This is a genomic window from Streptomyces sp. NPDC048419 (assembly GCF_043200415.1).
GTDB lineage: Bacteria > Actinomycetota > Actinomycetes > Streptomycetales > Streptomycetaceae > Streptomyces.
The window spans coordinates 378461-396932 of record NZ_JBICXT010000005.1 but is presented as its reverse complement, the minus strand read 5'-3'; the positions used below and the strand labels follow the sequence as shown (position 1 = coordinate 396932).

Sequence of the window (18472 nt, the reverse complement as noted above, 5' to 3'; positions counted from 1 at the left end):
ATCCCGTGCTCTCACGCCTCACACGCCCCCAGGCCCTCGCCGTATACGCGCTGCCCGTCGTGGCTCTGATCGCCACGGCGGTGTTCGCGCCGCTGCCGTTCTCGCTCGCGCAGCCCGGTATGACGGCGAATGTGCTCGGGGAGAACGCGGGCACCCCGGTGATCACGATCTCCGGTGCGAAGACCCGGGCGACCAGCGGGCAGCTGCGGATGACGACGATCGAGGCGACCAGCCCGGACACCCATGTGTCGCTGGGTGACGTGGTCAGTGCCTGGTTCGCCACGGACCGGGCCGTCCTGCCGCGCGACTCGGTCTATCCGAGCGGTGACTCCACCCAGCAGATCGAGGAGCACAACCGCGCCCAGATGAAGGAGTCGCAGGACGCGGCGACCCAGGCCGCGCTGGACTATCTGCACCTCGGCGACGACAAGATCAAGGTCACGCTGAAGCTGGCGGACGTCGGCGGTCCGAGCGCCGGGCTGCTGTTCACGCTCGGCATCATCGACAAGCTGGACGGCAACGGCAGCGGCGGCGACCTCACGGGCGGCCGCACCATCGCCGGTACGGGCACCATCGACGACGACGGGACGGTGGGCGCCGTAGGCGGCGTGGCGCTGAAGACGCAGGCCGCGCACCGGGACGGGGCGACCGTGTTCCTGGTGCCGAAGGCCGAGTGCTCCGACGCCAAGTCCGAGCTGCCCAAGGGGCTGCGGCTGGTCCCGGTGAAGACGCTGGACGGCGCGGTGGACGCCCTGGTCTCCCTGGAGACCGGCAAGGGCTCCGTCCCCTCCTGCTGACTCAGCCCGACTTCACGAATTTCTCCTGCTTCATCCAGTCCAGTGCCACCTGGTGCGGGTCCTGCCCGTCGACGTCGACCTTCGCGTTGAGCGTCTGCGCGACCTCGTTGTCCAGCTTCTTCGTGATGGGGTCGAGGACCTCGGCGATCGCCGGCCACTTCTTCAGCGCCTTCGTGTTGATCATCGGCGCGACGTTGTAGTTGGGGAAGAAGCTCTTGTCGTCCGCCATCACCACCAGGTTCATCGACTTGATGCGCCCGTCGGTGGTGAACACCTCGCCGTAGGTGCACTTCCCCTTCGCCACCTGGGTGTAGATGATCCCGGTGTCCATCTGCGTGATGTTCTTCGCCGGGATGCTCATCCCGTACGCCTTCTCCATGCCCGGCAGCCCGTCCGCCCGGTTGGCGAACTCGCCCTCCACGCAGAGGGTCACGGCACCGGGGTCCTTCTTGGCCAGCGCGGCCACGTCGGACAGCGTCTTCGTGCCGTACTTCTTGAAGTTGGCCTGGTTCATGGCGAGTGCGTAGGTGTTGTCGAGCTTGGAGGGCGGCAGCCAGGTCACCCCGTTCTTCCGGTCGGCGTCACGGACGGCCTCCCACTGCTTCTGCGGGTCGGTGATCGGCTTGCTGTTGCCGAGGTAGGTGATCCAGGCCGTGCCCGTGTACTCGTAACCGCCGTCCGCGTCCCCGGACTTCACCGCCTCCCGGGAGCCGATGGACCCCTGGATGCCGGTGCGGTCCAGGACGTCGGCGCCTGCCGCCTGGAAGGCGATGCCCATGATCGCGCCGAGGATCAGCTGCTCGGTGAACTCCTTGGAGGTGACGGTCAGATGGGCGCCCTTGAGGGGCTCGCCCCCGCCGACCGTGCCGGGCTGCACGGAGTCGGCCATGGGGGAGCCGCTCTGCAGTCCGCAGCCGGTCGCGGCCACCAGCACGCCGGTTAGCAGCAGGCCCGTGGCCCGTCTCATACCTCCACCTCCAACCCGCGTGGCCGCAGCAGGAGTTCGGCCAGTGAGGCCAGCCAGTCCACCAGGAGCGCCAGGACGATCGTGAGGATCGAGCCCAGCATCAGCACCGGCATGCGCTGGTTGGTGATACCGGTGGTGATCAGCACGCCGAGGCCGCCGCCCCCGCCGAAGGTGGCCAGGGTCGAGGTGCCGACGTTCAGGACCAGGGCGGTGCGGACGCCGGCGAGGATCAGCGGGACGGCCAGCGGGAGTTCGACCCGGGTGAGCACCCCGAGCGAGGACATGCCGATGCCGCGGGCCGCCTCCAGCAGGGTCGGGTCGTTGGCCTTGAGGCCGGTGATGGTGTTCGACAGCACGGGCAGGATCGCGTAGACGATGATGCCGATCAGGGCCGCCTTCGTGCCGGTGCCGAGCCAGATCACCAGCAGCGCCAGCAGGCCGAGCGCCGGGGTCGCCTGGCCCATGTTGGCGATCGTCATGGCCACCGGGGTCGCCTTCCGGAAGGCCTTGCGGGTGAGCAGGATGCCCAGCGGGATCGCGATGATCAGCACGAAGAAGGTGGAGATCACGGTCAGCTTGACCGACTGCCACAGGGCCTTGGAGACCTGGCCGTTCGACAGGGCGTTCTCGGAGATGGAGTCGAGGTCGGCCTGGCGGAACCACAGCCAGGTGGCGAGCAGGACGGCGACGATCACTGCGGGCAGGAAGGTCAGCTTCCGCCAGGTGATGCGCGCCTTCGGGCGGCTCGGGGAGGCCGGCGGGGCCGTGCCGGTCTCCTCCCGCACCTCCGGTTCGTCCAGCTCGGGGGTACTCACGCCTTCACCACCCCTCCGGGGCCCTCCTGCTCGGCGTGCGTCTGGGCGGAGCGGATCTCCTGCAGCTCGTGCTGGTGCTCCATCGCCTCGAGCCGGTCGGCCTCCAGCAGCTCGTGCACGGAGTTCATCAGGGTCTCCATGTCGACGACGCCCTCGTACTCGCCGCGCCGCCCGGTGACCGCGACCCGCCCGGCGTTGTCGGTCAGCACCGCCTCCAGCGCGTCGCGCAGGGTCGCGTCCCGGGTCACCGTGTCGCTGACCAGCGTGCCCGCCCGGGCGAGCGAGCCGCGGGCGCGCATCAGATCGCCGCGTCTGAGCCACTTGTAGGGGCGGCGGCGCTTGTCGAGCAGCAGGATCTCGTTGGTGCCGCTGCCGCGGAGCCGGTTGAAGATCTCCTGGAGCGGGTCGTCGAGGGTGACGGTCGGGTAGTCGGTGATCCCGACGTCCCGTACGCGGGTGAGGTTGAGCCGCTTCAGGGCGGCCCCCGCGCCCACGAACCCGGACACGAAGTCGTCGGCCGGGTTGGTGAGGATCGCCTCCGGGGTGTCGAACTGTGCGATGTGCGAGCGTTCGCGCAGGACGGCGATCCGGTCGCCGAGCTTGATCGCCTCGTCGAAGTCGTGCGTGACGAACACGATCGTCTTGTGCAGCTCGTGCTGGAGCCGGATCAGCTCGTCCTGGAGGTGGTCACGGGTGATGGGGTCGACCGCGCCGAACGGCTCGTCCATCAGCAGCACCGGCGGATCGGCGGACAGTGCCCGCGCCACGCCCACGCGCTGCTGCTGGCCGCCCGACAGCTGGCGCGGATAGCGCCCGTGGAACTCGCCCGGGTCGAGGCCGACCAGGTCCAGCAGCTCCTCGACCCGCGCCTTGATGCGGGCCTTCGGCCAGCCGACCATCTTCGGTACGAGGCCGATGTTCTGGGCGACGGTCATGTGCGGGAAGAGACCGGCGGACTGGATGGCGTACCCGATCTTGCGGCGCAGCTTCACCGGGTCCATGTCGGTGACGTCCTCGCCGCCGATGCGGATGCGGCCGCCGGTCGGCTCGATCAGCCGGTTGATCATCTTAAGGGTGGTGGACTTCCCGCAGCCTGAGGGGCCGACGAAGATGACGATCTCGCCCGCCTTGATCTCCAGGGACACGTTGTCGACCGCGGGTGCGGGGCTGCCCGGGTACTGCTTGGTGAGGCTGTCGAGCTCGATGGTCGCCCCGGTGGCCGCCTGGCCGGCGGAGGTATCAGGCACGGATCCCCCTGGAGATGGTCAGTCGTCCGATCAGGACGTACGCGGCGTCGAACAGCAGCGCAAGGATGACGATCCCCAGCGTGCCCGCGAGGACCTGGTTGAGAGCGTTCTTGCTGCCCAGTGAGCCGATGCCGCGGAAGATCTCGTTGCCGAGGCCGGGCCCGGAGGCGTAGGCGGCGATCGCGGCGATGCCCATCAGCATCTGCGTGGCGATCCGGATGCCGGTCAGGATGGGCGGCCAGGCCAGCGGCAGCTCGATGCGCATCAGCCGCGTCAGCCGCGACATCCCGATGCCCCGCGCCGCGTCCACCAGGGAGGGGTCGACCCCGCGCAGTCCGACGATCGCGTTGCGCACGATGGGCAGCAGCCCGTACAGGGTCAGTGCGATGACCGTGGGTGCCACGCCCAGGCCCACGAGCGGGATGAGCAGACCGATCATGGCGAGCGACGGGATGGTCAGGATGGTCGAGGTGGTCATGGTCGCGAGGCTCGCGGCCCACTCGGTGTGGTAGGTGACGATCCCGATCAGCACTCCGATGAGGGTCGCCACGACCATGCACTGGAAGACGGCGCTGGCGTGCTGGTAGGCGTCCGCGAGCAGCTGCTGGTGACGGCTGCTCAGATACTCCCAGAAGCTCACGTGCGCTCACCCCAGGATCGGCTAGGTCCGCTCCGGTTCCTCGGCCGCTTGCTCCACCAGCGGGATGATCCGCAGCGGAACGGGATTTTCCATGACGATAGCGGTGGCGGCCCGGACAATGCCATCAAATCCGACAACCCGGTCGATGACCCGCTGGAGATCGGCGTTGGAGCGGGCCACCAGACGGCAGAGCATGTCCCCGCTGCCGGTGGTGGTGTGCAGTTCCAGCACCTCGGGCACGGTCGCCAAGTGGGCCCGTACGTCCGGCCCTTGGCCCTGCCGGATCTGCAGGGTGGCGAAGGCGGTGACGGGGTATCCGAGGGCGGCCGGATCCACCTGGGGCCCGAACCCGCGGATGACGCCATTCGACTGAAGGCGGTCCAGCCGGGCCTGCACCGTCCCGCGCGCCACCCCGAGCCGCCGGGACATCTCCAGCACCCCGATCCGCGGCTCCCGCGCCAGCAGCACGATGATCCGGCCGTCCAGCTGGTCGATCGCCACATCAGCCTCCCGATCGAGTGGGCATCCTGTACAGAAGGGCCGCTGCTGCAGGCCTTTCGCTGAGCACATTGCCCAGCAATTCCGCAAACTATTGCGCACCTTGCGTACGGGGGCCAGGCTGCCGCTATGACGCAGACCACACACCACACTCCCGACACCGCCCGGCAGGCCGACCCCTTCCCGGTCAAGGGAATGGACGCGGTCGTCTTCGCCGTGGGCAACGCCAAGCAGGCGGCGCACTACTACTCCAGCGCCTTCGGCATGCAGCTGGTCGCCTACTCCGGACCGGAGAACGGCAGCCGCGAGACCGCGAGCTACGTGCTGGAGAACGGCTCGGCGCGCTTCGTCCTCACCTCCGTCATCAAGCCCCACACCACCTGGGGCACCTTCCTCGCGCAGCACGTGGCCGAGCACGGTGACGGCGTCGTCGACCTCGCCATCGAGGTCCCGGACGCCCGGGCCGCCTACGCCTACGCGATCGAGCACGGCGCCCGCTCGGTGGCCGAGCCGTACGAGATGAAGGACGAGCACGGCACGGTCGTCCTGGCCGCGATCGCCACCTACGGCGAGACCCGCCACACCCTCGTCGAGCGCTCCGGCTACGACGGCCCCTACCTCCCCGGCTTCGTCGCCGCGGCGACGATCGTCGAGCCGCCCGCCCACCGCACCTTCCAGGCGGTCGACCACTGCGTCGGCAACGTCGAGCTCGGGAAGATGAACGAGTGGGTCGGCTTCTACAACAAGGTCATGGGCTTCACGAACATGAAGGAGTTCGTGGGCGACGACATCGCCACCGAGTACAGCGCGCTGATGTCGAAGGTGGTGGCCGACGGCACGCTCAAGGTGAAATTCCCGATCAACGAGCCCGCCGTCGCCAAGAAGAAGTCCCAGATCGACGAGTACCTGGAGTTCTACGGCGGCGCGGGCGTGCAGCACATCGCGCTCAACACGGGCGACATCGTGCAGACGGTCCGCACGATGCGCGCGGCCGGCGTGGAGTTCCTCAACACCCCGGACTCCTACTACGACACCCTCGGCGAGTGGGTCGGCGACACCCGCGTGCCCGTGGAGACGCTGCGCGAGCTGAAGATCCTGGCCGACCGCGACGAGGACGGCTATCTGCTGCAGATCTTCACCAAGCCGGTCCAGGACCGGCCGACCGTCTTCTTCGAGATCATCGAGCGGCACGGCTCGATGGGCTTCGGCAAGGGCAACTTCAAGGCCCTGTTCGAGGCGATCGAGCGGGAGCAGGAGAAGCGCGGCAACCTGTGAGGCCGGTGGGGAACCTGTGAGTTCGCAGAACTTGCAACCGCTGAACGGACATTGACAACCTCTTGTCCTGTGGGTGCCGCGGTGGCATCCACGGGACAGTGGGGGGACCGGTGTCCGCTGCGATCAATCTCGCCGTACCGTCCGAGCGCCGGCTGTGGCAGAAGGCCACGCTGAGGGAGCCGACGGTGCTCCAGTCGTTCGCCTTCGACGAGCCGAACAGGCACCTCTACGTCCTGCAGATCACCGCCACCGGTCACGCGGCCGGCGATCTGTGCCTCAACCGGCTCGACTACAAGGGCGCGTTGCTCGGCCACATGTACCTCCGGCGGTTCGGGCACGGCGTCAGCATGGGCGTCCAGCGTGACGCCAAGGACGGCAGCACCTGGATCTGGACCGAAGCCGACGCCGAGAGGGGCTTCGGCCAGGGCGTCGCCCGCTTCCACTTCAAGAACGGCGCCGTGCGCACCCGTTCGCAGGTCGCCGTCCGCCGACCGGTGCCGGATTCGATCAACAACCAGCCGTCGGTGTGCATGACGTCGAAACGCATCGCCGTCCGCTACCGGGACGGGGCCGACAGGCCGCGCTACCGCGTCTGGGACCTGGACGCCTTCGTGGCCGGCCGCTACGCCGGTCCGGTCGCGGACATCGCCCAGGTGGGCGCGCACCCCGACGCGGCGGTCCCGTTCCAGGGGTACGCCCTGCACGGTGACGTCATCTACCAGGTCGCGGGCTCCGCCTACGACGCGAGGACCAACCCGGTGGCGGGGCGCGGCAACGCGTACCTCTCCAGTCTCTCCCTCACCAGCGGCAAGCTCCTCCAGCAGGCGCGCACGGTGGCCGGGTACCAGCTCAGCCACCGCGAGCCGGAGGGCGTGGCCGTGCGCGGCGGCGCGGACCCGAAGGTCTACTTCGGCCTCGCCTCGGGGGCGGTGGGGGCGCGCCGCTTCTCGATCCTCGTCAAGGACGACGCGGCGGCCGCCCGGCCGTAGGCTTGCCGCATGGCCAGGATCAACGACGTGGGCGGCGTCCAGAACTTCGGCGCGATCGACATCAGCGACGACGCGGAGCCCTTCCACGCGGACTGGGAGGCGCGCGTGGTCGGGCTCGTCAACGCCCTGCGCGCCCAGGGGATCTTCAACACCAACGAGTTCCGGGACGCGATCGAGTCGATGCCGCCGGCGGAGTACCTGTCGACGTCGTACTACGAGCGCTGGTTCCTCGCGGTCCGCACCCTGCTGGAGCAGAAGGGCGTGATCAAGCCCGGTGAGCTCGATGACTGACCGCTTCCCACCGGGCACGCCCGTGCGCACCTACCGCCACGACCCGCCGCACCACACCCGCCTGCCGCGCTACGCCCGCGGCAAGCGGGGCGTCGTCGTCGAGCCGGAGGGTCCGGCCGAACTCGCCGACGTCAGCGCGCAGGGCCGCGGGGAGGCGCCGGTCGAGCAGATCTACGCGGTCCGGTTCGCGGCCCGCGACCTGTGGGGCGAGGGCGACCACCACGTCGTACTGGACCTGTGGGAAAGCTACCTGGAAGCGTACGAAGAGGATGCAGCCGATGAGCGGTGACCACGGGGACGCGACGATCGCGCAGCGGGTGCGGCGCCTTGAGACCCTGCTGGAGGAGAAGGGCGTGCTCTCCGGCGCCCGGCTGGACGAGATCATCGACGCGTCGCTGTCCGGGGCGTCGCCCGCGAACGGCGCGCGGGTCGTCGCCCGGGCCTGGACCGACGCGGATTTCAGGGCGCGGCTGCTGGCGGACGGCACCGCGGCCGTGCGCGAACTCGGCTTCATGGAGGGCTCGTACCAGCGCCTGCGGGTCGTCGAGAACACGCGGACGACGCACAACGTCATCGTCTGCACCCTCTGCTCCTGCTATCCGCTGCGGCTGCTCGGACCCTCCCCGAGCTGGTACAAGTCGGAGGCCTACCGCTCCCGCGTGGTGCGCGAACCCCGGGCCGTGCTGGCCGAGTTCGGCGTCGAGCTGCCCGCCGGCACGGAGATCACGGTGTGGGACTCCAGCGCCGAGACCCGCTACATGGTGCTGCCGCGCCGCCCGGAGGGCACGGACGGCCTCGGGGAGGAGCAGCTGGCCGCCCTCGTCACCCGCAACGCCCTGATCGGCACCGCCGCGGTCTGAGTCAACGGGCCTGCCCATGCGCCTTGTTGTCCACGTCGTCCTCGCTCGGCGTGCCCGTGGGCACCGGCTCGTCGGGCGGTTCGCCCAGCGCCGCGAGCGCCTGCCGGGCAAGCGGCACGGCGAGCGGCGAGAAGTGCGGGTTGATCCGCAGCGCCTCCTGAAGATGCCGTCGCGCGGGCGCGGACAGGTCCATCTCCTGCTCGATCATGCCCCGGTGGTAGGAGTACGGCGCGCTGCGGACGCCGCCCCCGTGCGCCCGGTCCGTGGCGACCGTGGCGAACTTCAGGGCCTCCTTGTCGTCACCGGCCCGGTGCAGGGCCCACCCCAGCGCGTCGGCCACCTCGATCCCCGGCTGCCGTTGCCACTCCGCGCGCAGCCGGCGCACGGCTGCCTGCGGGTCGCCGTGGTCGGCCTCGAAGATCCCGAGCACCAGCTCGTCGTCCACCCCGCCCGCGGCGTCGTCCGCCGCCCGGGTGCGCAGCAGGTCGTACTCCACCCGGGCCGCCTGCGCCAGCCCCAGCGACTCGTACAACTCGCCCAGCTCCAGCGCGTATTGGGGGCACGGCTGCTTGTCGAGCGCCACCCGGTAGGCGTTCAGCGCCTCCGTCGTGCGGCCCAGTGCGGCCAGCGTCCGCCCCTGCCCGGCCTGCGCCGCCCGCTGGTCGGGGTCCAGCCGGACCGCCGCCTGGAAGCGCCGCAGGGCCTCGTCCAGGTCCCCGCGCTCGAAGGCCAGCTCCCCGGCCCGCTCCAGATACGCGGCCTGCTCGGCAGGCTGGGCCGCGGCCGCCGCCGCGTCGGACAGGGACGCCGCCGCGTCCTCGCGATAGCCCCGGTCGCGGTAGACGGCCGCGGCGACCCCCTGTACGGCCGCCCCGGTGCGCAGTTCCAGCAGCCGGTCCAGCGTCCGCTTGGCCGCCTTGTAGTCCCCGAGCCCGGTGTAGGCGTCGATCAGCGGCGGATACGCCGTCCAGCGCTTCGCGTCGAGCTTCAGCGCCGCCTCGCCCCAGGTCCGCGCCGACCGGAAGTCCCGGCGGGCGTTCGCCAGTGCCGCCATGCCGTCCAGCGCCACGGCGTTCTTCTGCGGCAGCACCTTCAGCGAGGTGCGCAGGGCCTTCTCGGCCCGCGGGTAGTTCCCGGCGTCCGCCGTGCGCCGCCCCTGCTCGACGTAGGCCGACCCGAGCACCGCCCAGGACCGGGCGTCCTCGGGATGCGTGCGCAGCAGGGCCTCGCACTGACCGATCAGCGTCGCCAGGTCGGGCAGCGCGGCCGGCACGCCCGCGGAGACCGCCGTCAGCGCCTCCGCACCCGGCGCGGGCACGGCGGGCGGGCGCACGGCCGGCCGCTGCCAGGGCCACAGCGCCAGCGCCCCGCCGAGCACGGCACACCCCGCGACGGCGGCGATCAGCACCCGCCGGCCTCTTCTGCCCCGCGTCCGCCCGGCGGCCTCCGCTTGCTTCTCCATGGCGATCACTGTGCGTCAGTACGACGAGCACATCCCGGCATACGTCCAGTGCCGTAGACGGGGTTCACACCGATGGCCCCGGGTGCGAACCTGTGATCATGAGCCGTATCGAAGCGCGTCGCGATGAGGACACAGCGGTGAACGGAAACCTCGTCGACCGGCTCCTGGCCGGTCTGCCCGCCGAGGCCGTCCTGACCGATCCGGACGTCACGGTCTCCTACGCCAACGACATGGCCAGCTTCTGCCCGGCCGGCGCCCCGGCGGTGGTCGTGCTGCCGCGCACGGTCGAGCAGGTGCAGCACGTCATGCGCGTCGCCACCGAACTGCGCGTCCCGGTCGTCCCGCAGGGCGCCCGCACCGGCCTGTCGGGCGGCGCCAACGCCTGCGAGGGCTGCATCGTACTGTCGCTGACGAAGATGGACAGGATCCTCGAGATCAACCCGGTCGACCGCATCGCCGTGGTGGAGCCGGGCGTCATCAACGCCGCCCTGTCCCGCGCGGTCGGCGAGCACGGCCTGTACTACCCGCCGGACCCCTCCAGCTGGGAGATGTGCACCATCGGCGGCAACATCGGGACGGCCTCGGGCGGCCTGTGCTGTGTGAAGTACGGGGTCACCGCCGAGTACGTGCTCGGCCTCGAGGTGGTGCTGGCCGACGGACGGCTGATGTCCACCGGCCGCCGTACCGCCAAGGGTGTCGCCGGTTACGACCTCACCCGCCTCTTCGTCGGCTCCGAGGGCTCGCTCGGCATCGTCGTACGGGCGATCCTGGCGCTCAGGCCGCAGCCGCCGCAGCAGCTGGTGCTGGCGGCCGAGTTCGCGTCGGGGGCCGCCGCCTGCGACGCGGTGTGCCGGATCATGGCGGGCGGCCATGTGCCGTCCCTGCTGGAGCTGATGGACCGCACGACGGTCAAGGCGGTCAACGACATGGCGCAGATGGGCCTGCCGGAGACCACCGAGGCCCTGCTGCTGGCCGCCTTCGACACCCCCGACCCGGCAGCCGACCTCGCCGCCGTCGGCGCGCTGTGCGAGGCCGCGGGCGCCACCCAGGTCGTTCCCGCCGACGACTTCGCCGAGTCCGAACTGCTGCTCCAGGCGCGGCGGTTGTCGCTCACCGCGCTGGAGGCCGTCAGCGGCACCACGATGATCGACGACGTGTGCGTGCCCCGGTCCAGGCTCGGCGAGATGCTCGAGGGCACCGACCGGATCGCCGAGAAGTACCAGCTGACCATCGGGGTCGTGGCGCACGCGGGCGACGGCAACACGCACCCGACGGTCTGCTTCGACGCCGCCGACCCCGAGGAGTCCCGGCGCGCCCGCGAGTCCTTCGACGAGATCATGGCCCTCGGCCTGGAGCTCGGCGGCACGATCACCGGCGAGCACGGCGTGGGCGTACTGAAGAAGGAGTGGCTGGCGCGCGAGATCGGCCCGGTGGGGGTGGAGATGCAGCGGCAGATCAAGCGGGTCTTCGATCCGCTGGACATCCTGAACCCGGGCAAGCTGTTCTGAGCCGGCCCCGGTGGGGTCACCGGGCGAGCAGCTGATCGAGCGCGTCGTCGATCCCCAGCTGCTCGCCCTCGGCCCCCGGGGGCACCACCCGCAGCGTCCGCTCCAGCCAGGCCGAGACCTGGGCGGCCGGCGCCTCCAGCAGGGCGTCACCGTCGGGTGAACTCAGCGCCATCAGGACGACGCTGCGGCCGTCCGACTTGGCCGGCCACACCCGCACGTCCCCGTGCCCGCACGGCCGGAACACCCCCTCCACCAGCAGGTCGCGGGAGAACGTCCAGTACACCGGGCTCTCGGAGTTGATGTGGAAGGTGACGTGGACGGCGTACGGATCGTCGGTGCGGTAGCTCAGCCGCGCCGGGACCGGGACGCTGCGCCCCGGGGACAGGATCAGTCTGAGCTCCAGCTCGCGTTCCACCACGGTGTAGTGCATGGCGTCCGGTTCCTCTCTCGGGCAGGTGTACGGGGGCCCCGCGGTGGGCCCGTACGAGGAGAGAGGGGGAGGCCGCCCGATCATTACGCGGGTTGCGGGAACTTTTTTTCCGGGTCTGTGAAGGCCGTGCACGGGGTTGCCCGGAAAGGGGTGGGTCCGGCGGGACTGGCGGTGGGGGAGCAGCGGGTCTGATAGATGTGGACCCCCCATATTCACCCCCGAGCAGATACGGGACGACGGTCATGAGTGCCCCAACCCCGGCCCCCGGTGACAACAGGCCCCGCGAGGGGTATTACCCGGATCCGTCCATTCCTGGATATGTCCGGTACTGGAACGGCGCGGCCTGGGTACCGGGCACCAGCCGTCCGGCGCCGACGGACGGCGAGTCGCTCGCGCCGCCGCCCGGCGCGCGCCCGGCTCCGGTGGAGGAGACGGGACCGCACTTCTTCGACGAGGACCCCGAGCCCGGGCCGTCCCCGGCCGAGGCCCAGCACGGCGGCCGTCCCGAACCCGCGTCCGCCTGGGGCGCCGACGCCGTCCACCAGTCCGGCTTCGGCGGCGACCAGGACCGCCGGGTGTCCTGGGGCTCCCCGCCGGCCGCGGACCCGCGGGTGCCCGCCGCTCCGCCGTCCCAGCCGGACGGCCAGGCCGCCCGCACGGACGGCACGGCCACCATCCCGCCGGCGGACCAGGGCTCCGGCGACGTGGACTCCGGCGGCACGTTCGTCTTCCGCCGGCCGACGGCGCCGTCCGCGGGGCCGGGGGCCGCGGGCGCCAAGGGCACGGCCGCTCCCGGCATCCCGGGTCCCGGCGGCCCCGTGGGCGACGAGGGCACGATGACGTTCCGCGCGGTGTCCCCGCGTACGGGAGCGCAGGGCGGGGCGCAGGCCCAGAGCGCGCAGAAGCCCGGTTTCGGCGCGGGCAAGGCGGCGGCCGAGCGCGCCGCGGCGCAGCCCCAGCCCTCGGCCGCCCCGCCCGCGCAGCCCGGGTACTCCGGCCCCCAGCAGGCCTCTCCGACGGTCCCGCCGCAGTCCGGCGCCGGCCGGCCCGCCGCGACCGGGCAGCCTCCCGGCGGCCAACCCCCGGCCGGCCAGGCCCCCTTGGGGCAGCCCGGCGCCGCACCCCTGACCAGCGGCCACGGCGGCGGTCAGTCCTCCTGGGCCCAACAGGTGCACCGGCTCGCGGGCGCCGAGGAGGAGCAGCCGGTCGCCCCCTGGAAGCCGCCCGTCGAGGACATCTTCACGGCCGCCGCCCGCCGGCAGTCCGAGGCCCGCCCCGCGGCCCTCGGCAAGCGGCTGGCCGCCCGGCTCCTGGACACCGTCGTCCTGCTGGCCGTCACCGCCGCGGCGGCCGTACCGCTGGGCACCAAGGCGCTCGACCACGTCGACGGGAAGATCGACGCGGCCAAGCTCTCCGGCCGGACCGAGACCGTATGGCTGCTGGACGGCACGACCTCGGTGTACCTGGGCGTCGTGCTCGCCGTGCTGCTCCTGTTCGGCGTCCTCTACGAGGCGCTGCCGACCGCCCGATGGGGCCGCACCCTGGGCAAGAAGCTGCTCGGGCTCCAGGTGCAGGACATCGAGGGGCACGAGCCGCCGTCCTTCGGCGGGGCGCTGCGCCGCTGGCTCGTGTACAGCGTGCCTGGCCTGCTCGTGGTGGGTGTCGTGGGCGTCGCCTGGTGCCTGTTCGACCGCCCGTGGCGCCAGTGCTGGCACGACAAGGCGGCGGGTACGTTCGTCGCGGGATGACCGCCTACGGCGTACGCACCAGCTGATTCGGTACTCCGGACGGCCGTTCGCCGGATGCGGGGCGCGGAGGTTCGCGGTCCACTCGGGCCATGAGCACCGAACCGCCCCCGGGCTCCGGACAGCCACCGGAGGACGACCCGTTCAGGAAGCAGCCCCCGCCTGGCCAGGGGTCGGGCTCACCGTACGACGCGCCGGGCGGCGGCGGTCAGCCGCGACCGGGCGGTCAGCCGCCACCCCATCAGCAGCCTCCTCCCGGTCAGCAGCCGCCGCCCTACAGCGGCGGACCGTACACCGCCGGCGACCCCCACGGCGGTGGCGCCTATCCCAACGACCCGCTCGCCGGCATGCCCCCGCTCGCCGACAGCGGCAAGCGGACGCTGGCCCGGATCGTGGACCTGATCCTGGTCGGCATCGTCGTCTGGCTGCTCACCTGGCCGATGGGCGTGCACGAGTACAGCGTGAACGGCAACAAGATCGAGTACGGCAAGTCCTTCGCGCAGTCCGTCGTCGCGGCCGTGCTCTACATCGCCTACGACACGTATCTGATCAGCAAGTCGGGACAGACGCTCGGCAAGAAGTGGCTGAACATGCGGGTGGCCAACCTGAACGACGGCTCCACGCCCTCCGTGCAGACCTCGCTGGCGCGCGCGGCCGTTCTGTGGCTTCCGTTCGCGTTCTGCTGCGCCTGCATCTGGACCGCGATCTGCGGTGGCTGGAGCTATTTCGACCGGCCCTACAAGCAGGGCCTGCACGACAAGGCCGCCAAGACGGTGGTGGTCAGCACCCGTTGACGCGGGCGCGCGGCGGCCTCGGCCGGGCGGTGTTTCCGGACGGCGTCAGGATGCGGCGCGTTCGTGCACGGGCCGGGACGCCGATGTGCCGACCGCGGCCGGTACGGGCGTCTCCTGCTCGGCAGGCCGCCCCTCCGCGACGACCCTGGTCCTGGGCAGAGGCGCCGTCATGGCGACCAGGAGTCCGAGGGCGAGTGCCGCGACGGCGATGACGGCGATCCCGACGCCCGAACTCGTCTGTGACAGCAGCAGCATGGCGAGCGTCGAGAAGATCACGGTGCACGAACCGTAGACGAGCTGGGCGGGCGTCGGACGAGGCATGGCAATCGTGTCCTCGGAAGTGGGGGTCCACGGGGGTGTCGGCCTGGCTTTCCGCCATGTTCAAGGCTGTCCGCCAACCGACTCTAATCGCGTGTGTGCCCGAGTGGAACGAACGGTAAGCGTGACCTAACCAACAGTGCCGGTGCACAGGGGGCGCACGGAGTCATGGCGTCCATCACGTGGACGGGCGAACGCGCCGGTCGGAGCGTTCGTAAAGCGGACTCCCCATCCGCATAGTGCACTTGTTCTGTCCAAGTCAAGCCCTGTCTTTTCTTACCGACCTCTAGTCAAATTGCGTCACTTGACTGGCCACCTTCACCAAGAGGAACCCAAGTGACCCAAAGACCTTGGACGTTCAGAGCGACCGCGATCGGGGTCGCGCTCGCGGCGGCAACCGCCACCTTCTCGACGTTCGCCATGGCGCAGGCCGCCGAACCGGCCAAGTCCGCCACCGTCGACCGCCATGACCCCGCTGCGGTCATGAGCATGAAGGAACACAACCTCGACGGGCCGCTCTCCAGGACCCAGGAGGCCCAGCGCCAGGAGGCGCTGAGCGAGGTCATATCCGGAAAGACCCAGGTCAAGGACCGCAATGGTTCGCACGTCGTCCAGCTCAAGAGCAAGAAGGGCGACAGCAAGTACGTCGAACTGGGCCGGGAGAAGACCGACAAGATCTTCACCGTCCTGGCCGAGTTCGGTGACCAGACGGACCCGAAGTACGGCGGCACCGCCGGCCCCCTGCACAACCAGATAGCCGCGCCCGACCGCGCCAAGGACAACTCCACGGCCTGGCAGGCGGACTACAACCAGAAGCACTTCCAGGACCTCTACTTCGGCACCGGCAAGAACACCGAGTCGCTGAAGAAGTACTACGAGAAGCAGTCCTCGGGCCGCTACTCGGTGAACGGCGAGGTCAGCGACTGGGTCAAGGTCCCCTACAACGAGGCCCGTTACGGCAACAACGCCTGTGGCTCCACCACCTGCTCCACCGCCTGGAACCTGGTGCGCGACGGCCTGAACGCCTGGGTCGCCGACCAGAAGGCGGTCGGCCAGTCGGACGCCGCCATCAAGGCGGACCTCGCCCAGTACGACCAGTGGGACCGCTACGACTACGACGGCGACGGCAACTTCAACGAGCCCGACGGCTACATCGACCACTTCCAGATCGTGCACGCCGGCGAGGACGAGTCCGCGGGTGGCGGCGCGCAGGGCACCGACGCGATCTGGGCCCACCGCTGGTACGCCTTCGGCACCGACGCCGGCGCCACCGGCCCCGAGAACAACAAGCTCGGCGGCACCCAGGTCGGCGACACCGGCATGTGGGTCGGCGACTACACGATGCAGCCGGAGAACGGCGGACTCGGCGTCTACGCCCACGAGTACGGCCACGACCTCGGTCTGCCCGACGAGTACGACACGGCCGGCGGGGACAACTCCACCGGTTTCTGGACCCTGATGTCCTCCGGCTCCTGGCTCGGCACCGGCAAGCGGGCCATCGGCGACCTGCCGGGCGACATGAACGCCTGGGACAAGCTGCAGCTGGGCTGGCTCAACTACGGCACGGCGAAGGCCGGTAAGAAGGCGAAGCAGACCCTGGGCGTCGCCGAGTACAACACCAAGAACAAGCAGGGCCTGGTGGTCTCGCTGCCCGACAAGGCGGTCACCACCGAGGTCGTCGCGCCGGCGCAGGGCTCGACCCAGTGGTGGAGCGGCAGCGGCAACGACCTGAAGAACACGCTGACCCGTGAGGTCGACCTCACCGGCAAGAAGTCGGCCGCCCTCACGCTCGACGGCTGGTACGACATCGAGGCCAACTACGACTACCTCTACGCCGAGGTGTCGACCGACGGCGGCGCCAACTGGACCGCCCTGGACGGCACGGTGGACGGTCAGGCCATCCCGCGCGACGGCAGCGACAAGCCCGCCCTGACCGGCACGCTGGACGCGTACAAGAAGCTGTCGTACCCGCTGGACGCCTACGCGGGCCAGAAGGTCCAGCTGCGCTTCCGCTACCAGACCGACGGCGGCGTGGCGCAGAAGGGCTTCGCGGCCGACGAGATCACGGTGACCGCGGACGGCGCGACGGTCTTCTCCGACAACGCCGAGGCGGCGGACGCCGGTTGGACCGCGAACGGCTTCTCCCGCATCGGCGCGTCCTTCACCAAGGACTACAAGCAGTACTACATCGCCGAGAACCGTCAGTACGTGTCGTACGACAAGACGCTGAAGACCGGCCCGTACAACTTCGGCTTCTCGACGACCCGTCCGGACTGGGTGGAGCACTACCCGTACCAGAACGGCCTGTTGGTCTGGAAGTGGGACACCTCCCAGGCGGACAACAACACCACCGAGCACCCGGGCACCGGCCTGATCCTTCCGGTCGACTCGCACCCGAAGGCGCTCAAGTGGTCCGACGGCAAGCTGATGCGCAACCGCATGCAGGCCTACGACTCGCCGTTCAGCCGGTACCCGACCGACGGCATCACGCTGCACAACGCGGACGTGGCGACCAAGATCAAGGGATCGTCCGGGGTGCCGGTCTTCGACGACCACGCCAGCACCTACTACGACGCGTCGAACCCGACAGGTGGTGTCAAGATCACTGACACCAACACCAAGATCAAGATCGTCCAGGAGGCCAAGAACGGCTCGACGATCAAGGTCGAGATCGGCCCCGCGGTGAAGTAGTCGGCATTTTCGCAGGTCAGAAGCGTATTGGCGGCAACCCCCTGGCGGGTTGCCGCCGATCGTGTTTAGGTGCGTCCTGTGCTTCGCTTATTGACACCGACTCGCACGGGGGTGTGACCTGCATGGCCGCAGGAGGTTTCTGCAAGCTGCCGACCGGCAGCGTGGTGGTGGCTCTGAACCTGCCCAGACCCGCCGCCGACGGCACGGACTGCGTCCGTGTCCTGGTCCATGCCCGCAACCGGGCGCGCGCCCTGACCAGGCTGCGCAACCTCGGCATGCGGGCGGTCTATCTGCGCGGCAACGCCGCACCGCCCACGCCGGACGAGATCACCGCGGTCCTGCACCATCCCGACGGCCTGATATGGCGAACGGCCCCTGACAACGGTGTCGTGCCCGGACCGGAGCTCCCCCAGGAGCTGTGGCACCCCATCAGGGCCCTCCTGCGGCGCCCCGCGGCCCCCGCGTAGGCCGGCCGCACCTACGCGACGACGGGCTTCCCGGAGAGCTCCACGCCCGCCTCACGCATCTCCGCGAGCGCCCGCTCGGTGGTCTCCGCGGCCACCCCGGCGGTCAGCTCGAGCAGGACCTGCGTACGGAAGCCCTCCCGCACACCGTCCAGCGCGGTGGCGCGCACGCAGTGATCGGTGGCGATCCCGACGACGTCCACCTCACCGACGTCCCGGGCGCGCAGCCAGTCGGCCAGCTTGACGCCGTTCTCGTCGGCCCCCTCGAAACCGCTGTACGCCGCCGCGTACGCCCCCTTGTCGAAGACGGCGTCGATCGCCCCGGAGACGACGGCGGGCGCGAAGTTCGGGTGGAAGCCGACCCCCTCGGTGCCCGCGACGCAGTGCGCGGGCCAGGAGTGGACGAAGTCGGGGTTGTCGGCGAAGTGGCCGCCGGGGGCGATGTGGTGGTCGCGGGTGGCCACCACGTGCTGGTAGCCGGAGCCTGCCGCCTGCCCGATGAGCTCGGTCACGGCGGCGGCAACGTCGGCACCCCCGGCCACGGCGAGGCTGCCCCCCTCGCAGAAGTCGTTCTGGACGTCGACGACGATCAAGGCGCGGCGCATGCGGGTGTCCTTCGACTGTGTGTGAGCTTCGAGCCTAGAGACTTCGTGGGCGGTGCGGGAGAGGGCGCGGGGGGTG

General features: G+C 70.5%; 20 protein-coding genes. 11 read left to right on the top strand and 9 right to left on the bottom strand.

Going from position 1 to position 18472, the window contains the following annotated elements; translation table 11 throughout:
* The first annotated feature begins 5 nt into the window (after positions 1–5).
* A complete protein-coding gene (locus tag ACGFYN_RS14645; RefSeq protein WP_393866168.1) occupies positions 6–797 on the top strand; it encodes a PDZ domain-containing protein in 792 nt (263 codons plus the stop codon).
* A gap of 1 nt (position 798) precedes the next feature.
* Here the strand turns inward: ACGFYN_RS14645 and ACGFYN_RS14640 are convergent, their stop codons facing one another.
* The 5 genes from ACGFYN_RS14640 to ACGFYN_RS14620 are packed head-to-tail and all read right to left on the bottom strand — an operon-like array spanning position 799 to position 4967.
* Entirely contained in the window at positions 799–1764 is a 966-nt protein-coding gene (locus tag ACGFYN_RS14640) for a glycine betaine ABC transporter substrate-binding protein (RefSeq protein WP_393866167.1), read from the bottom strand.
* Complete coding sequence (locus ACGFYN_RS14635) at positions 1761–2579, bottom strand: ABC transporter permease (protein WP_393866166.1); 819 nt, start codon at positions 2577–2579, stop codon at positions 1761–1763. The genes ACGFYN_RS14640 and ACGFYN_RS14635 overlap by 4 nt, the downstream gene beginning before the upstream one ends.
* Positions 2576–3826: a betaine/proline/choline family ABC transporter ATP-binding protein gene (locus ACGFYN_RS14630; protein ID WP_393866165.1), complete on the bottom strand. Its 1251-nt coding sequence runs from the start codon at positions 3824–3826 to the stop codon at positions 2576–2578. Before ACGFYN_RS14630 ends, ACGFYN_RS14635 begins: the two co-directional genes overlap by 4 nt.
* A complete protein-coding gene (locus tag ACGFYN_RS14625) occupies positions 3819–4466 on the bottom strand; it encodes an ABC transporter permease (protein ID WP_393866164.1) in 648 nt (215 codons plus the stop codon). Before ACGFYN_RS14625 ends, ACGFYN_RS14630 begins: the two co-directional genes overlap by 8 nt.
* A 21-nt stretch (positions 4467–4487) precedes the next feature.
* Positions 4488–4967 carry an Lrp/AsnC family transcriptional regulator gene (locus tag ACGFYN_RS14620; RefSeq protein WP_384250063.1) on the bottom strand — a complete coding sequence of 160 codons (480 nt, stop codon included), beginning with the start codon at positions 4965–4967 and terminating at the stop codon, positions 4488–4490.
* A gap of 126 nt (positions 4968–5093) precedes the next feature.
* Between ACGFYN_RS14620 and hppD the strand changes: the two genes are divergently transcribed.
* The 5 genes from hppD (at position 5094) to nthA (ending at position 8379) form a co-directional block, all read left to right on the top strand.
* Positions 5094–6239 carry a 4-hydroxyphenylpyruvate dioxygenase gene (gene hppD, locus ACGFYN_RS14615; RefSeq protein WP_393866163.1) on the top strand — a complete coding sequence of 382 codons (1146 nt, stop codon included), beginning with the start codon at positions 5094–5096 and terminating at the stop codon, positions 6237–6239.
* Between the two features lie 110 nt (positions 6240–6349).
* Entirely contained in the window at positions 6350–7228 is an 879-nt protein-coding gene (locus ACGFYN_RS14610; protein ID WP_393866162.1) for a Teichoic acid biosynthesis protein C (Precursor), read from the top strand.
* A gap of 9 nt (positions 7229–7237) precedes the next feature.
* A complete protein-coding gene (locus ACGFYN_RS14605; protein ID WP_393866161.1) occupies positions 7238–7519 on the top strand; it encodes a hypothetical protein in 282 nt (93 codons plus the stop codon).
* Entirely contained in the window at positions 7512–7808 is a 297-nt protein-coding gene (locus ACGFYN_RS14600) for an SH3-like domain-containing protein (protein WP_393866160.1), read from the top strand. Before ACGFYN_RS14605 ends, ACGFYN_RS14600 begins: the two co-directional genes overlap by 8 nt.
* On the top strand, positions 7798–8379 hold the full coding sequence (nthA, locus tag ACGFYN_RS14595) for a nitrile hydratase subunit alpha (RefSeq protein WP_393866159.1): 582 nt from the start codon (positions 7798–7800) through the stop codon (positions 8377–8379). Before ACGFYN_RS14600 ends, nthA begins: the two co-directional genes overlap by 11 nt.
* Before the next feature lies 1 nt (position 8380).
* Here the strand turns inward: nthA and ACGFYN_RS14590 are convergent, their stop codons facing one another.
* Positions 8381–9841 (bottom strand): tetratricopeptide repeat protein, encoded by a 1461-nt coding sequence (locus tag ACGFYN_RS14590; protein ID WP_393866158.1) that lies wholly within the window; start codon positions 9839–9841, stop codon positions 8381–8383.
* Between the two features lie 92 nt (positions 9842–9933).
* Here ACGFYN_RS14590 and ACGFYN_RS14585 point away from each other — a divergent pair, with 92 nt between their 5' ends.
* Positions 9934–11349, top strand: coding sequence for an FAD-binding oxidoreductase (locus tag ACGFYN_RS14585; RefSeq protein WP_393866157.1), 1416 nt, complete (start codon positions 9934–9936; stop codon positions 11347–11349).
* Between the two features lie 16 nt (positions 11350–11365).
* On the opposite strand, the gene ACGFYN_RS14580 is transcribed toward ACGFYN_RS14585, so the two are convergent.
* Entirely contained in the window at positions 11366–11779 is a 414-nt protein-coding gene (locus ACGFYN_RS14580; protein ID WP_393866156.1) for an SsgA family sporulation/cell division regulator, read from the bottom strand.
* 242 nt (positions 11780–12021) lie between these two features.
* Between ACGFYN_RS14580 and ACGFYN_RS14575 the strand changes: the two genes are divergently transcribed.
* Together ACGFYN_RS14575 and ACGFYN_RS14570 are read left to right on the top strand one after the other, a co-directional pair.
* On the top strand, positions 12022–13527 hold the full coding sequence (locus ACGFYN_RS14575; RefSeq protein ID WP_393866155.1) for an RDD family protein: 1506 nt from the start codon (positions 12022–12024) through the stop codon (positions 13525–13527).
* Between the two features lie 89 nt (positions 13528–13616).
* On the top strand, positions 13617–14318 hold the full coding sequence (locus ACGFYN_RS14570; protein WP_393866154.1) for an RDD family protein: 702 nt from the start codon (positions 13617–13619) through the stop codon (positions 14316–14318).
* A gap of 45 nt (positions 14319–14363) precedes the next feature.
* Here ACGFYN_RS14570 and ACGFYN_RS14565 read toward each other — a convergent pair whose 3' ends face one another.
* Complete coding sequence (locus tag ACGFYN_RS14565; RefSeq protein ID WP_393866153.1) at positions 14364–14639, bottom strand: hypothetical protein; 276 nt, start codon at positions 14637–14639, stop codon at positions 14364–14366.
* Positions 14640–14972: 333 nt separating this feature from the next.
* On the opposite strand from ACGFYN_RS14565, the gene ACGFYN_RS14560 reads away from it, so the two are divergent.
* Both ACGFYN_RS14560 and ACGFYN_RS14555 read left to right on the top strand, forming a co-directional pair.
* The gene (locus ACGFYN_RS14560; RefSeq protein ID WP_393866152.1) at positions 14973–17327 is read left to right on the top strand and encodes an immune inhibitor A domain-containing protein; all 2355 of its coding nucleotides are present in this window, start codon (positions 14973–14975) and stop codon (positions 17325–17327) included.
* 122 nt (positions 17328–17449) lie between these two features.
* Positions 17450–17794 (top strand): hypothetical protein, encoded by a 345-nt coding sequence (locus ACGFYN_RS14555; protein WP_393866151.1) that lies wholly within the window; start codon positions 17450–17452, stop codon positions 17792–17794.
* Positions 17795–17805: 11 nt separating this feature from the next.
* Here ACGFYN_RS14555 and ACGFYN_RS14550 read toward each other — a convergent pair whose 3' ends face one another.
* Positions 17806–18396, bottom strand: coding sequence for an isochorismatase family protein (locus ACGFYN_RS14550; RefSeq protein WP_393866150.1), 591 nt, complete (start codon positions 18394–18396; stop codon positions 17806–17808).
* Between the last annotated feature and the right edge of the window lie 76 nt (positions 18397–18472).